Annotated in this window: 10 protein-coding genes and 1 pseudogene; 7 read left to right on the top strand and 4 right to left on the bottom strand. The window is 69.9% G+C overall.

The window, feature by feature from the left end; genetic code table 11:
- Window positions 1-516: 516 nt before the first annotated feature.
- A pseudogene (locus ACZ6JS_RS11115) lies at window positions 517-2,739 on the bottom strand ((Fe-S)-binding protein); the annotation flags it as partial.
- 110 nt (window positions 2,740-2,849) lie between these two features.
- Window positions 2,850-3,380 (bottom strand): sugar transferase, encoded by a 531-nt coding sequence (locus tag ACZ6JS_RS11110; protein ID WP_469297358.1) that lies wholly within the window; start codon window positions 3,378-3,380, stop codon window positions 2,850-2,852.
- Between the two features lie 205 nt (window positions 3,381-3,585).
- On the opposite strand from ACZ6JS_RS11110, the gene dnaK reads away from it, so the two are divergent.
- Genes dnaK through ACZ6JS_RS11090 form a run of 4 tightly spaced genes read left to right on the top strand, consistent with a single transcriptional unit; the run spans window position 3,586 to window position 7,779 of the window.
- A complete protein-coding gene (dnaK, locus tag ACZ6JS_RS11105) occupies window positions 3,586-5,433 on the top strand; it encodes a molecular chaperone DnaK (protein ID WP_469297357.1) in 1,848 nt (615 codons plus the stop codon).
- The gene (gene grpE / locus ACZ6JS_RS11100) at window positions 5,433-6,092 is read left to right on the top strand and encodes a nucleotide exchange factor GrpE (protein WP_469297356.1); all 660 of its coding nucleotides are present in this window, start codon (window positions 5,433-5,435) and stop codon (window positions 6,090-6,092) included. The genes dnaK and grpE overlap by 1 nt, the downstream gene beginning before the upstream one ends.
- Window positions 6,093-6,131: 39 nt before the next feature.
- A complete protein-coding gene (gene dnaJ / locus ACZ6JS_RS11095) occupies window positions 6,132-7,307 on the top strand; it encodes a molecular chaperone DnaJ (protein ID WP_469297355.1) in 1,176 nt (391 codons plus the stop codon).
- Between the two features lies 1 nt (window position 7,308).
- Window positions 7,309-7,779 carry a heat shock protein transcriptional repressor HspR gene (locus ACZ6JS_RS11090; protein WP_136230966.1) on the top strand — a complete coding sequence of 157 codons (471 nt, stop codon included), beginning with the start codon at window positions 7,309-7,311 and terminating at the stop codon, window positions 7,777-7,779.
- A 79-nt stretch (window positions 7,780-7,858) separates the two neighbouring features.
- Here ACZ6JS_RS11090 and ACZ6JS_RS11085 read toward each other — a convergent pair whose 3' ends face one another.
- Window positions 7,859-8,932 carry a helix-turn-helix transcriptional regulator gene (locus tag ACZ6JS_RS11085; RefSeq protein ID WP_469297354.1) on the bottom strand — a complete coding sequence of 358 codons (1,074 nt, stop codon included), beginning with the start codon at window positions 8,930-8,932 and terminating at the stop codon, window positions 7,859-7,861.
- A gap of 84 nt (window positions 8,933-9,016) precedes the next feature.
- Here ACZ6JS_RS11085 and ACZ6JS_RS11080 point away from each other — a divergent pair, with 84 nt between their 5' ends.
- Both ACZ6JS_RS11080 and ACZ6JS_RS11075 read left to right on the top strand, forming a co-directional pair.
- Window positions 9,017-9,292, top strand: a complete 276-nt coding sequence (locus ACZ6JS_RS11080) for a hypothetical protein (protein WP_030026719.1) — start codon at window positions 9,017-9,019, stop codon at window positions 9,290-9,292.
- Window positions 9,289-9,603: a Rieske (2Fe-2S) protein gene (locus tag ACZ6JS_RS11075; protein WP_030026718.1), complete on the top strand. Its 315-nt coding sequence runs from the start codon at window positions 9,289-9,291 to the stop codon at window positions 9,601-9,603. The genes ACZ6JS_RS11080 and ACZ6JS_RS11075 overlap by 4 nt, the downstream gene beginning before the upstream one ends.
- 158 nt (window positions 9,604-9,761) lie before the next feature.
- Here the strand turns inward: ACZ6JS_RS11075 and ACZ6JS_RS11070 are convergent, their stop codons facing one another.
- Window positions 9,762-10,175 carry a pyridoxamine 5'-phosphate oxidase family protein gene (locus ACZ6JS_RS11070; protein WP_469297353.1) on the bottom strand — a complete coding sequence of 138 codons (414 nt, stop codon included), beginning with the start codon at window positions 10,173-10,175 and terminating at the stop codon, window positions 9,762-9,764.
- A gap of 114 nt (window positions 10,176-10,289) precedes the next feature.
- Between ACZ6JS_RS11070 and clpB the strand changes: the two genes are divergently transcribed.
- Window positions 10,290-12,890, top strand: a complete 2,601-nt coding sequence (clpB, locus tag ACZ6JS_RS11065) for an ATP-dependent chaperone ClpB (protein ID WP_469297352.1) — start codon at window positions 10,290-10,292, stop codon at window positions 12,888-12,890.
- The last annotated feature ends 108 nt before the right edge of the window (window positions 12,891-12,998 follow it).

The raw sequence follows: 12,998 nt of genomic DNA, 5'->3' as shown, positions 1-12,998 counted from the left end.
CGCGACGGGTCCCGCCGGGCTCGGCCTCGCCGAGATGCCGGCCCGGGGCTGACCGGGAACGCCGGAACGGCCGGCCCCGAGCGGGGACCGGCCGTTCCGTGTGTTGCCCGAGTGCTCAGGCGTCTACCTGGCGTCCTCGGCCTTGGGCTCGGCCTTGGGCTGGGCCTTGGGCTCGGCTGCCGTCTCCGGCGCCGCCGCGGCTTCCGCCTCGGCGTCGGCCGCCTCCGCCGCGTCGGCCTGCTCGACCTCCGCTTCGGTCGCGTCGGCCTCAGCCTCGGCCTCTGCCTTGGCCTTCGCTTCGGCCTCTGCCGTCGCCTCAGCCGCAGCTGCCGCCTCGGCCTCTGCCGTCGCCTCGGCCTCTGCCTTGGCCTCAGCCTCGGCCTCTGCCTTCGCCTCGGCCTCTGCCTTGGCCTTCGCCTCCTCGGCTGCCTTCGCCTTGGCTGCGGCCTCCGCCTCCGCCGCAGCGGCTGCCGCAGCGGCCTCCGCCTCGGCCTCGGCCGCCAGGGCGGCCAGTTCCTCCTCGGTCGGCCCCGGAGCCTTGACCGACTCCAGCAGCAACTGGGCCACGTCCACGACCTGGACGGACTCCTTCGCCTGGCCCTCGTTCTTCTTGCCGTTGACCGAGTCGGTCAGCATGACCAGGCAGAACGGGCAGGCGGTGGAGACGATGTCGGGGTTCAGGGACAGGGCCTCGTCGACGCGCTCGTTGTTGATGCGCTTGCCGATCCGCTCCTCCATCCACATCCGCGCGCCACCCGCGCCGCAGCAGAAGCCGCGCTCCTTGTGGCGGTGCATCTCCTGCTGCCGCAGGCCCGGCACGGCCGACATGATCTCGCGCGGCGGCGTGTAGACCTTGTTGTGCCGGCCCAGGTAGCACGGGTCGTGGTACGTGATCAGACCGTCGACCGGCGTCACCGGCGTCAGCCGGCCCTCGTCGATCAGGTGCTGGAGCAGCTGCGTGTGGTGGATGACCTCGTACTCGCCGCCCAGCTGCGGGTACTCGTTCGCGATGGTGTTGAAGCAGTGCGGGCAGGTCGAGACGATCCGCTTCGCCGACTTCGGCTTCTTCGTCGACGGGTCCTCGTCGTCCTCGCCGAACGCCATGTTCAGCATGGCCACGTTCTCCTGGCCCAGCTGCTGGAACAGCGGCTCGTTGCCCAGGCGGCGCGGCGAGTCACCGGTGCACTTCTCGTCCCCGCCCATGATCGCGAACTTGACGCCCGCGATGTTCAGCAGCTCCGCGAAGGCCTTCGTGGTCTTCTTGGCCCGGTCCTCCAGGGCGCCGGCGCAGCCGACCCAGTAGAGGTAGTCGAACTCGGAGAGGTCCTCCGCGTCCTTGCCGATGATCGGGACCTCGAAGTCGACCTCCTTCGTCCACTCGACGCGCTGCTTCTTCGCCAGGCCCCAGGGGTTGCCCTTCTTCTCCAGGTTCTTGAGCATCGTGCCCGCCTCGGACGGGAACGCCGACTCGATCATCACCTGGTAGCGGCGCATGTCGACGATGTGGTCGATGTGCTCGATGTCGACCGGGCACTGCTCCACGCACGCACCGCAGGTCGTGCAGGACCACAGCACGTCCGGGTCGATGACGCCGTTCTCCTCGACCGTGCCGATCAGCGGGCGCTCGGCCTCGGCCAGCGCCGTGGCGGGAACGTCGGCGAGCTGCTCCGCGGTGGCCTTCTCGTTGCCCTCCATGTCCTTGCCGCCGCCGGCCAGCAGGTACGGGGCCTTGGCGTGCGCGTGGTCGCGCAGCGACATGATCAGGAGCTTCGGGGAGAGGGGCTTGCCCGTGTTCCAGGCGGGGCACTGCGACTGGCAGCGGCCGCACTCGGTGCACGTGGAGAAGTCGAGGATGCCCTTCCAGGAGAACTGCTCGACCTGCGAGACGCCGAAGTTGTCGTCCTCGCCCGGGTCCTCGAAGTCGATCTCCTTGCCGCCGCTGGTCATCGGCTGGAGCGCGCCCAGCGCACTCGCCCCGTCGGCGTTCCGCTTGAACCAGATGTTCGGGAATCCGAGGAAGCGGTGCCACGCGACACCCATGTTGGTGTTCAGGGAGACCACGATCATCCAGATCAGCGAGGTGCCGATCTTGATCATCGCGGTGAAGTAGATGGCGTTCTGCAGCGCGCTCGGTGACAGCCCCTCGAAGGCCATCACCAGGGGGTACGAGACGAAGTACGCCGGCTCCCAGCCGTCCACGTGGTGGATGGCGCCCTCGAGGCCGCGCAGGCAGAGGATCGCGAGGCCGATGGTGAGGATGATGTATTCGACGAAGTACGCCTGCCAGGCCTTCGAGCCGGCGAAGCGCGACTTGCGGCCGGCCCGCGAGGGCAGGCTGAGCAGGCGGATCGCGATCAGGACCAGGATCCCGACGACCGTCATCAGGCCGATGAACTCGATGTACATCTCGAACGGCAGGAAGCCGCCCAGGACGGGCAGCGTCCAGTCGGCCTGGAAGAGCTGGCCGTAGGCCTGCGCCAGGGTCGGCGGCAGCGTCAGGAAGCCGATCGCGACGAACCAGTGCGCGAAGCCGACGATGCCCCAGCGGTTCATCCGGCTGTGGCCGAGGAACTCCCGGACGAGGGTCAGCGTTCGGGCCTTCGGGTCGTCCGTGCGGCTGCCGGCCGGTACGGGCTGTCCGATCTTCACGAAGCGGTAGATCTGCGCCACGGCTCGTGCGAGCAGCGCGACGCCGACCACCGTCAGGACCAGCGACACGATGATCGCGGCGAGTTGCATGGGAGGGCTCCTCGGGCGGCACTTACTAAGCGGTAACTTATGAAGTCAAGGCTTGAGGTTACCCATTCCCGACGCCGCAATGTAGCTGAGCGTGCGGTGATCTGTGTCGCTCAGGCGAGCCTTTGTCGATAGGCCGCCCGCGGGGTCTGGGCAAGGATCGCGAGGTCCATCCCGAGCCAGTGGTTCTCCACATAATGCCGGTCGAGCAGTGCCATCTCCTCCCAGGGTAGGTCGGAGCGTGCGCTCACCTGCCACAACCCGGTCATTCCGGGGCGTACGAGCAGTCGGTCGGGGCAGTCCGTGCGGGCCTCCGGGCGCGGGCCGACCAGTGACATCTCCCCGCGGACCACGTTGAGCAGCTGGGGGAGTCCCTCCATCGCGCAGCGTTCCAGGAGGGCGCCCGTCCGCCCCGGCCCGGCCGTGTCGAAGCGCCAGGTCCGGAAGGGCCGCCCGGCCAGGCCGGCCGCGGGCTGCCGTGCGAAGGGCCGCCCGCCCCGGGTCGCGTACAGCAGTGCGGTGACGGCCGCGAGCGGCAGCGCGAGCGCGGCGAGCAGGAGCACCGCCCCGACGAGGTCGAGCACCCGCTTCGCCGGCGGGGCTGCGGGTACGCGCAGCCGGGGGGCGGTGAGTGTGAGGGGCATGCCAGCACGCTGCCGCACGCGTGTCGCGGCCCCGGCGCGCCGCGCGGCGCGGGTCCCTCGTCCGGCCGCCCCGCCCGCCGAAAACCCAAGGTTGCGCGTAAGCGGCAGCTAAAGGTTGAGCCGACCCGACTCAGTTCTGTTGACGCATGCGCGGCGATGCGGCATGGTTGAGTCTGTTCCACTCAAGTCAGCTGGAGGAATCGAAATGGCACGTGCGGTCGGCATCGACCTGGGCACCACTAACTCCGTCGTCAGCGTTCTGGAAGGCGGCGAGCCCACCGTCATCACCAACGCCGAGGGCGCCAGGACCACGCCGTCCGTCGTCGCCTTCGCCAAGAACGGCGAGGTCCTCGTCGGCGAGGTGGCCAAGCGCCAGGCGGTCACCAACGTTGACCGGACCATCCGCTCCGTCAAGCGCCACATGGGCACTGACTGGAAGATCAACCTGGATGGCAAGGACTTCAACCCGCAGCAGATGAGCGCCTTCATCCTGCAGAAGCTGAAGCGCGACGCCGAGGCCTACCTGGGTGAGAAGGTCACGGACGCGGTCATCACCGTCCCGGCCTACTTCAACGACTCCGAGCGCCAGGCGACGAAGGAGGCCGGCGAGATCGCGGGCCTGAACGTCCTGCGCATCGTCAACGAGCCGACGGCCGCCGCCCTGGCCTACGGTCTCGACAAGGACGACCAGACCATCCTCGTCTTCGACCTCGGCGGCGGCACCTTCGACGTGTCGCTCCTGGAGATCGGCGACGGTGTCGTCGAGGTCAAGGCCACCAACGGTGACAACCACCTCGGTGGTGACGACTGGGACCAGCGCGTCGTCGACTACCTGGTGAAGCAGTTCGCCAACGGCCACGGCGTCGACCTGTCCAAGGACAAGATGGCCCTGCAGCGTCTGCGCGAGGCCGCCGAGAAGGCGAAGATCGAGCTGTCCTCCTCCACGGAGACCACGATCAACCTGCCGTACATCACGGCGTCCGCCGAGGGCCCGCTGCACCTGGACGAGAAGCTCACGCGCTCGCAGTTCCAGCAGCTCACCGCGGACCTGCTCGACCGCTGCAAGACCCCGTTCCACAACGTCATCAAGGACGCCGGCATCCAGCTGTCCGAGATCGACCACGTGGTCCTGGTCGGCGGCTCCACCCGCATGCCGGCCGTCGCCGAGCTCGTCAAGGAGCTGACCGGCGGTCAGGACGCCAACAAGGGCGTCAACCCGGACGAGGTCGTCGCCATCGGCGCCACCCTCCAGGCCGGTGTCCTCAAGGGCGAGGTCAAGGACGTCCTGCTCCTCGACGTGACCCCGCTGTCCCTCGGCATCGAGACCAAGGGCGGCATCATGACCAAGCTCATCGAGCGCAACACCACGATCCCGACCAAGCGGTCCGAGATCTTCACGACGGCCGAGGACAACCAGCCGTCCGTGCAGATCCAGGTCTACCAGGGCGAGCGCGAGATCGCGGCGTACAACAAGAAGCTCGGCATGTTCGAGCTGACCGGCCTGCCGCCGGCCCCGCGCGGTGTCCCGCAGATCGAGGTCTCCTTCGACATCGACGCGAACGGCATCATGCACGTGACCGCGAAGGACCTCGGCACGGGCAAGGAGCAGAAGATGACCGTCACCGGCGGCTCTTCGCTCGGCAAGGACGAGGTCGACCGCATGCGCCAGGAGGCCGAGCAGTACGCGGAGGAGGACCTGCGCCGCAAGGAGGCCGCCGAGTCCCGCAACCAGGGCGAGCAGCTCGTCTACCAGACGGAGAAGTTCCTCAAGGACAACGAGGACAAGGTCCCGGCCGAGGTCAAGACCGAGGTCGAGTCCGCCGTCGCCGAGCTGAAGGAGAAGCTCAAGGGCGAGGACACCGGCGAGATCCGCAGCGCGACGGAGAAGCTCGCCGCGGTCAGCCAGAAGCTCGGCCAGGCGATCTACGCCGACGCCCAGGCCGCCCAGGGCGCCGCGGGCGGCGCCGGTGACGCGGGCCAGGCCAAGGCCGACGACGACGTCGTCGACGCCGAGATCGTCGACGACGAGAAGCCGAAGGGTGGCGCTGCCTGATGTCGGAGGAGACCCCGGGCTTCGACGAGAAGCCCGAAGTCCCCGCCGACGCCGCTCAGGACGACGCCGAGCCGAAGGCAGCCGACTCCGCCGAAACGGCGGAGGGGGCGGCCCCGGCCGGGGACAGCGCACAGGACGTGGCCCTGCTGGCGCAGCTGGACCAGGCCCGTACCGCGCTCGGTGAGCGCACCGCGGACCTCCAGCGGCTCCAGGCGGAGTACCAGAACTACCGCCGCCGGGTGGAGCGGGACCGGATCACCGTCAAGGAGATCGCGGTCGCGTCCCTCCTGACGGAGCTCCTGCCGACGCTCGACGACATCGGCCGGGCGCGGGAGCACGGCGAGCTGGTCGGCGGCTTCAAGTCGGTGGCCGAGTCGCTGGAGACGGTCGCCGCCAAGATGGGCCTGCAGCAGTTCGGCAAGGAGGGCGAGCCCTTCGACCCGACGGTCCACGAGGCCCTGATGCACTCGTACGCGCCGGACGTCACCGAGACGACCTGCGTGGCGATCCTGCAGCCGGGGTACCGGATCGGCGAGCGTACGATCCGTCCCGCACGGGTCGCGGTGGCCGAGCCCCAGCCGGGCGCGGCCCCCAAGTCCGAGTCCGCGGAGGGCGACAAGCCGTCCGGCGAGGACGCGGATGCAGCCGACCAGGGCTGACGCAGTACACGTAGCGGCACGGGAGGAGGGACACCGGGGATGAGCACGAAGGACTTCGTCGAGAAGGACTACTACAAGGTCCTCGGTGTCCCGAAGGACGCCACCGAGGCCGAGATCAAGAAGGCGTACCGGAAGCTCGCGCGCGAGTTCCACCCGGACGCCAACAAGGGCGACCTCTCCGCCGAGGCGCGCTTCAAGGAGATCTCCGAGGCGAACGACATCCTCGGGGACGCCAAGAAGCGCAAGGAGTACGACGAGGCGCGCGCCCTGTTCGGCAACGGCGGCTTCCGCCCCGGGCCGGGCGGCGGCTCGTTCAACTTCGACCTGGGCGACCTCTTCGGCGGCACCCAGCAGGGCGGCCAGGCCGGCGGCTTCGGCGGCGGCCTGGGCGACGTCTTCGGCGGCCTCTTCAACCGCGGCGCCGGCCCGGGTGCGGGCACCCGCACCCAGCCGCGCCGCGGCCAGGACATCGAGTCGGAGGTCACCCTCTCCTTCACGGAGGCGGTGGACGGGGCCACGGTCCCGCTCCGGATGTCCTCGCAGGCGCCCTGCAAGGCCTGCTCGGGCACCGGCGACAAGAACGGCACGCCCCGGGTGTGCCCGACCTGCGTCGGCACCGGCCAGGTCTCGCGCGGCAGCGGCGGCGGCTTCTCGCTGACCGACCCCTGCGCGGACTGCAAGGGCCGCGGCCTGATCGCGGAGACCCCCTGCGACGTCTGCAAGGGCAGCGGCCGGGCCCGCAGCTCCCGCACCATGCAGGTCCGGATCCCGGCGGGCGTCTCCGACGGCCAGCGGATCCGGCTGCGCGGGAAGGGCGCCCCGGGCGAGCGCGGCGGCCCCGCCGGCGACCTCTACGTGGTGGTGCACGTCGGGACCCACCCGGTGTTCGGCCGCAAGGACGACAACCTCACGGTGACCGTTCCGGTGACGTTCGCGGAGGCGGCTCTGGGCGCCGACATCAAGGTCCCGACCCTCAACGGACCGTCGGTCACGCTGAAACTGCCCCCGGGCACCCCGAACGGGCGTACGATGCGGGCCCGCGGCAAGGGGGCGGTCCGCAAGGACGGCACCCGCGGGGACCTCCTCGTCACCGTGGAGGTCGCGGTTCCGACCGAGCTGTCCGACAAGGCACGCGAGGCGCTGGAGATGTACCGCGAGGCGACGGAGTCGCAGGACCCGCGCTCCGCGCTGTTCGAGTCCGCGAAGGGAGCATGACATGGACGGCCGCCGACGACAGTCTTCCCGTCTGGGAAGCGGTTACCAACTCACCGACGAGACCCCGGTCTACGTGATCTCGGTCGCCGCCCAGCTCTCGGGCCTGCACCCGCAGACCCTCCGCCAGTACGACCGCCTCGGCCTGGTCTCCCCGGACCGTACGGCCGGCCGCGGCCGGCGCTACTCGGCCCGGGACATCGAACTGCTCCGCACGGTGCAGACGCTGTCCCAGGACGAGGGCATCAACCTGGCGGGCATCAAGCGCATCATCGAACTGGAGAACCAGGTGGCCGCGCTCCAGCAGCGCGTCGCCGAGCTCTCCGCCGCGGTGGACGGCGCGGCCGCCACCCTGCGGGCCCGCGAGGCCCAGGTGCACGCCTCGTACCGCCGCGACCTGGTCCCGTATCAGCCCCCGCAGCCGGGCAGCGCCCTGGTCGTCTGGCGCCCGAGCCCGAAGCGCCCGCTGGACTGAGCTGAGCCCCTCTGGGCCGGAGGACGCCTTCAGGCCCCGCCCCTTCCAGGGCGGGGCCTGAAGGCTTTCCAGAGGCCTTCTAGAGGACTTCCGGCTCCTGGTGCCGGGCCCGGTTCGGATCGGCGTCCTCGCACTCCTGCGGCGCGGAGGGGCGGCCCAGGATGCCCGACTGCGCGATGAGGTAGCCGAGCTGGGCCCGGCTGCCGCTGCCGAGGGTGGTGGCGAGCTTGGCGATGTGGGCGCGGCAGGTGCGTACGTTCATCCCCAGGCGCCGGGCGATGGCCTCGTCCACATGCCCCTCGATGAGGAGCTGGGCGATGGTGCGCTGCACGCCGGTGATGCCGCCGGGGGTGCTGCGGTACGTCACCTCCTCCGTCAGGGGCACGGCGCGGTGCCACAGCTGCTCGAAGACCTTGATGAGGTAGTCGACGAGGCCGGGATGGCGCAGTTCCAGGGCCACCCGGCGGTCGTCGCTCACGGGGATGAAGGCGACCGTGCGGTCGAAGATGATGAGGCGCTCTATCAGCTCTTCGAGCGTGCGGATCTCGACCTTGCCCATGGAGATGCGGTCCACGTAGGCGAGCGTGCCCTGGCTGTGCCGCGCGGTGTGCTGGTAGAGGGTCCGTATGCTGACCCCGCGGTCGATCAGCGGCTGGTCGCGCTCCAGGGCCTGTGTGAGAGCCTCGGAGGGGCGTGCTCCGCCCGGCTGGACCGTCAGCACCTCGGTGTGGCATTCGGCCGTGGCGAGGTTCAGCGCGGCGTTGATCCTTTCGAAACCCTCCAGCACCGTGATGGCGTGGGTGTCGGCCGGACTCTGTGCACTGATGGCGAGGAAAGGCTCGAAAGTGTCGGTGAGATCTACAGCGCTGCGTCGGCGGTCCTGGATCTCGCGTTCAATCGGATGCAGCCGTTGAGCCAAAGCCACGGACGGGGGAACCGGGCGGAGTTGGTTCGCGTCATCCGGGTCGGGCTGCAGTAGGGCGAGTTCCAGCAGGCAGGGGGCGTTCTGGATCTCTTGCCGGGCGATCCGGCCGGTGCTCAGGGCAGCCGCGTAGAGCCGCGTCCCCTCGGCGCACATGGACGTGACGGGGTGGGGATGTGTCGCCATTGTCGGTTTTTGCGTCAAATCTCCACCCCCCAGGGTCCTGAACATGCAAGAACATGATGCATCGTCCCTGTGGCATTGACGTGCCTGAATGAGCCATCGTCTGACACGCGGGGGAGAGGATTCCATCAAGTGAGGACGAAGCCGACCATGTACAAGAGAATGCTTCGCTCGGTGCTTGCCATAGGTTTCTCCGCCGTTGCGGTTTTTGGGGCAGTCAGCGCCGTCGAAAGTGACGCGGGGAGCGCTAGGGACGGTCAGGGCACGAGCCTGACGAGCACGGAGTTCGACACCGGCTGGACCACGGCGCCCGTGGGCAAGTACGCGGACACCGGCTGGACCGCCGCGGAGCTGGGCGGTAAGGACGACACCGGCTGGACCGAGGCTCCTGCGACGGTGTCCGCATGACCCCCGACGACCGCGGCTTCCGCCGCGAGATGGCGTCGGCATACCGCTCGGGCTGGCAGTTCATCGACCTCGCCACGGCCATCCCCCACCCCGGCGACTCGTTGATGGTCACCCTGTTCGGCCAGCCGATCGTCATCGTGCGCGAGGAGGACGAGGACGTACGTGCCTACCGGTGCCTGCGCCGCCCGCGCGGCGCGCCGCAGCCCGTCCGCTGCGAGGTGCGCTACGGAATGGTCTTCGTCAATCTCGATCAGCGGGACCACCAGCTCTTCGAGCCCGACATCACCACCGCCACCCCCCGCAGTGCCTGAAGCGATTCCCCCGTCGTTGCAGATCGCTCAGGCGCTACCCCCACACAACGGCGCCATCGTGGACCTGACCACGATGGCGCCGTTGTGATGCCGCCGTCCAGTGCGTTATTCGGACAAGGTGAAGGATCAACAACCGGACAGGGCGAGGGATCGACGGCTCACGCGCGTCCCATGGCCCGGTCCAGGGTGATCTCCACGACCACGCGGTCGGGATTGGGCGAGGGCGTCCGCCCGTACCGTTGCGCGTAGCGCGCCACGGCGTCGGCGACCGACGCCTCGTCCGTGCGGACCACCGCACGGCCCTCGAGAGTCGCCCAGCGGCGCCCTTCCATCTGGCAGACCGCCACCCGCGCCCCGCCCTCCTGTGCGGCCTGCGCGGCCAGGACGTTGCGGACCTTCTTGCTGTGCTTGTTGCTGATCACCCGGGCCATGCCGGCCTCGGGGTCGTACGTCACGCCCACCGGCACCACGTGCGGGGTCCCGTCGGGGCGCGGGGTGGTCAGCGTGCAGACGTGCCGCTCCCGCCAGAAGGCGAGGTACTCGGGCGTCGGGTTGAGTACGTCATGGGACATGGCCCGAAGGGTACGGGCAAGCGGTCCCCTCAACTGCCTTGAGTGGAATAGACTCAACTTTGCATACGCTGACTCTGTCAGACCCTTTGCATCCCTCGGAGAGGAGAAGACGCAGTGGACGCCGAGCTGACCAACAAGAGCCGGGACGCGCTGAACGCGGCCACCAGCAGGGCCGTCAAGGAAGGCCACGCCGATCTGACCCCCGCGCACCTGCTGCTGGCGCTGCTCGCCGGCGAAGAGAACGAGAACGTGACCGACCTGCTGATCGCCACGGACGCCGACCAGGCCGCCGTGCGCAGCGGCGCCGAACGCCTCCTCGCGGCGCTGCCCAGCGTCACCGGCTCCACGGTCGCGCCGCCGCAGCCCACCCGCGACCTGCTCGCCGTGCTCGCCGAGGCCGACAGCGAGGCGGGCAAGCTCGGCGACGAGTACCTCTCCACCGAACACCTGCTCATCGCCATCGCGGCCAAGGGCGGCGCGGCCGGTGAGGTCCTTTCCACGCAGGGCGCGACGGCGAAGAAGCTGCTGGACGCCTTCCAGAACGCACGAGGAGCACGGCGGGTGACCACCCCCGACCCCGAGGGCCAGTACAAGGCCCTGGAGAAGTTCGGCACCGACTTCACGGCGGCCGCCCGCGACGGCAAGCTCGACCCGGTCATCGGCCGCGACCACGAGATCCGGCGCGTCGTGCAGGTGCTCTCGCGCCGTACGAAGAACAACCCGGTGCTCATCGGCGAGCCCGGCGTCGGCAAGACGGCCGTCGTCGAGGGCCTGGCCCAGCGCATCGTCAAGGGCGACGTGCCGGAGTCCCTGAAGCACAAGCGGCTCGTCGCCCTCGACCTCGGCGCCATGGTCGCCGGCGCCAAGTACCGCGGCGAGTTCGAGGAGCGGCTCAAGACCGTCCTCGCGGAGATCAAGTCCAGCGAGGGCCAGATCATCACCTTCATCGACGAGCTGCACACGGTCGTGGGCGCGGGCGCCGGCGGCGACTCCGCGATGGACGCCGGCAACATGCTCAAGCCCATGCTGGCCCGCGGCGAACTCCGCATGGTCGGCGCGACCACCCTCGACGAGTACCGCGAGCGCATCGAGAAGGACCCGGCGCTGGAGCGGCGCTTCCAGCAGGTGCTGGTCGCCGAGCCGTCCGTCGAGGACACCATCGCGATCCTGCGCGGCCTCAAGGGCCGCTACGAGGCCCACCACAAGGTGGTCATCAACGACAGCGCGCTGGTCGCCGCCGCGACCCTCTCCGACCGGTACATCACCTCCCGCTTCCTGCCCGACAAGGCCATCGACCTCGTCGACGAGGCCGCGTCCCGGCTGCGCATGGAGATCGACTCCTCGCCCGTCGAGATCGACGAGCTCCAGCGCTCGGTGGACCGCCTGCGGATGGAGGAGCTGGCGCTGAACAACGAGTCCGACCCGGCCTCCCGCGAGCGCCTCGACAAGATCCGCAAGGACCTGGCCGACCGGGAGGAGGAGCTGCGCGGCCTGACGGCCCGCTGGGAGAAGGAGAAGCAGTCCCTCAACCGGGTCGGCGAGCTCAAGGAGCGCCTGGACGACCTGCGCGGCCAGGCCGAGCGGGCCCAGCGCGACGGCGACTTCGACGCCGCCTCCAAGCTGCTCTACGGCGAGATCCCGGCCCTGGAGCGCGAGCTCGCCGAGGCCACCGAGGAGGAGGCCGAGGCATCCAAGGCCGGCGCGTCGAAGAACACGATGGTCAAGGACGAGGTCGGCCCGGACGACATCGCCGACGTCGTGGGCGCCTGGACCGGCATCCCCGCGGGCCGCCTGCTGGAGGGCGAGACCCAGAAGCTGCTCCGTATGGAGGACGAGCTGGGCCGCCGCCTGATCGGCCAGACCGAGGCCGTACGGGCCGTCTCCGACGCCGTGCGCCGCACCCGCGCCGGCATCGCCGACCCGGACCGGCCGACCGGCTCCTTCCTCTTCCTCGGCCCGACGGGCGTGGGCAAGACGGAGCTGGCCAAGGCACTCGCCGACTTCCTCTTCGACGACGAGCGGGCCATGGTCCGCATCGACATGTCGGAGTACTCCGAGAAGCACAGCGTGGCCCGGCTCGTCGGCGCCCCGCCCGGCTACGTCGGCTACGAGGAGGGCGGCCAGCTCACCGAGGCCGTCCGCCGCCGACCGTACAGCGTGGTGCTCCTCGACGAGGTGGAGAAGGCCCACCCCGAGGTCTTCGACATCCTGCTCCAGGTCCTGGACGACGGCCGGCTCACGGACGGGCAGGGTCGCACCGTCGACTTCCGCAACACCATCCTGATCCTGACCTCCAACCTGGGCAGCCAGTTCCTGATGGACCCGGCCACCTCGGCCGAGCAGAAGAAGCAGCAGGTCCTGGACATGGTCCGGGCGAGCTTCAAGCCGGAGTTCCTCAACCGCCTGGACGACCTGGTGGTCTTCTCCGCGCTGAGCCGGGACGAGCTGGCCCACATCGCCGAGCTCCAGATCCGCCGCCTGGCCAAGCGCCTGGCCGACCGGCGCCTCACCCTGGACGTCACCCCCGAGGCCCTGGCCTGGGTGGCGGACAAGGGCAACGACCCCGCGTACGGCGCCCGGCCGCTGCGCCGCCTGATCCAGACGGCGATCGGCGACCGCCTGGCGAAGGAGATCCTCTCCGGCGAGGTGCGTGACGGCGACACCGTACGGGTCGACGTGGCGGGCGAGGGACTGCTGGTGGGCAAGGCACTCTGACCGGCGTCCGACCGGTTCGCACCACCGGGCACCCCGCGTACAGGAACGTGCGCGGGGTGCACTCCTGTCCGCCCGCAGCGGATCCGTGACCGTCGGGCTGGACATGAG

The organism is Streptomyces sp. NPDC046349, assembly GCF_055587885.1.
The sequence above is the reverse complement of the archived record's forward strand: the minus strand, read 5'-3'. Positions and strand labels throughout refer to the sequence as shown.

Coding starts and splice junctions, on each gene's coding strand:
- dnaK (WP_469297357.1), top strand. CDS start 3,586: ATGGCACGTGCGGTCGGCATCGACCTGGGCACCACTAACTCCGTCGTC.
- ACZ6JS_RS11090 (WP_136230966.1), top strand. CDS start 7,309: ATGGACGGCCGCCGACGACAGTCTTCCCGTCTGGGAAGCGGTTACCAA.
- ACZ6JS_RS11075 (WP_030026718.1), top strand. CDS start 9,289: ATGACCCCCGACGACCGCGGCTTCCGCCGCGAGATGGCGTCGGCATAC.
- ACZ6JS_RS11070 (WP_469297353.1), bottom strand. CDS start 10,175: ATGTCCCATGACGTACTCAACCCGACGCCCGAGTACCTCGCCTTCTGG.
- dnaJ (WP_469297355.1), top strand. CDS start 6,132: ATGAGCACGAAGGACTTCGTCGAGAAGGACTACTACAAGGTCCTCGGT.
- ACZ6JS_RS11110 (WP_469297358.1), bottom strand. CDS start 3,380: ATGCCCCTCACACTCACCGCCCCCCGGCTGCGCGTACCCGCAGCCCCG.
- grpE (WP_469297356.1), top strand. CDS start 5,433: ATGTCGGAGGAGACCCCGGGCTTCGACGAGAAGCCCGAAGTCCCCGCC.
- ACZ6JS_RS11085 (WP_469297354.1), bottom strand. CDS start 8,932: ATGTTCAGGACCCTGGGGGGTGGAGATTTGACGCAAAAACCGACAATG.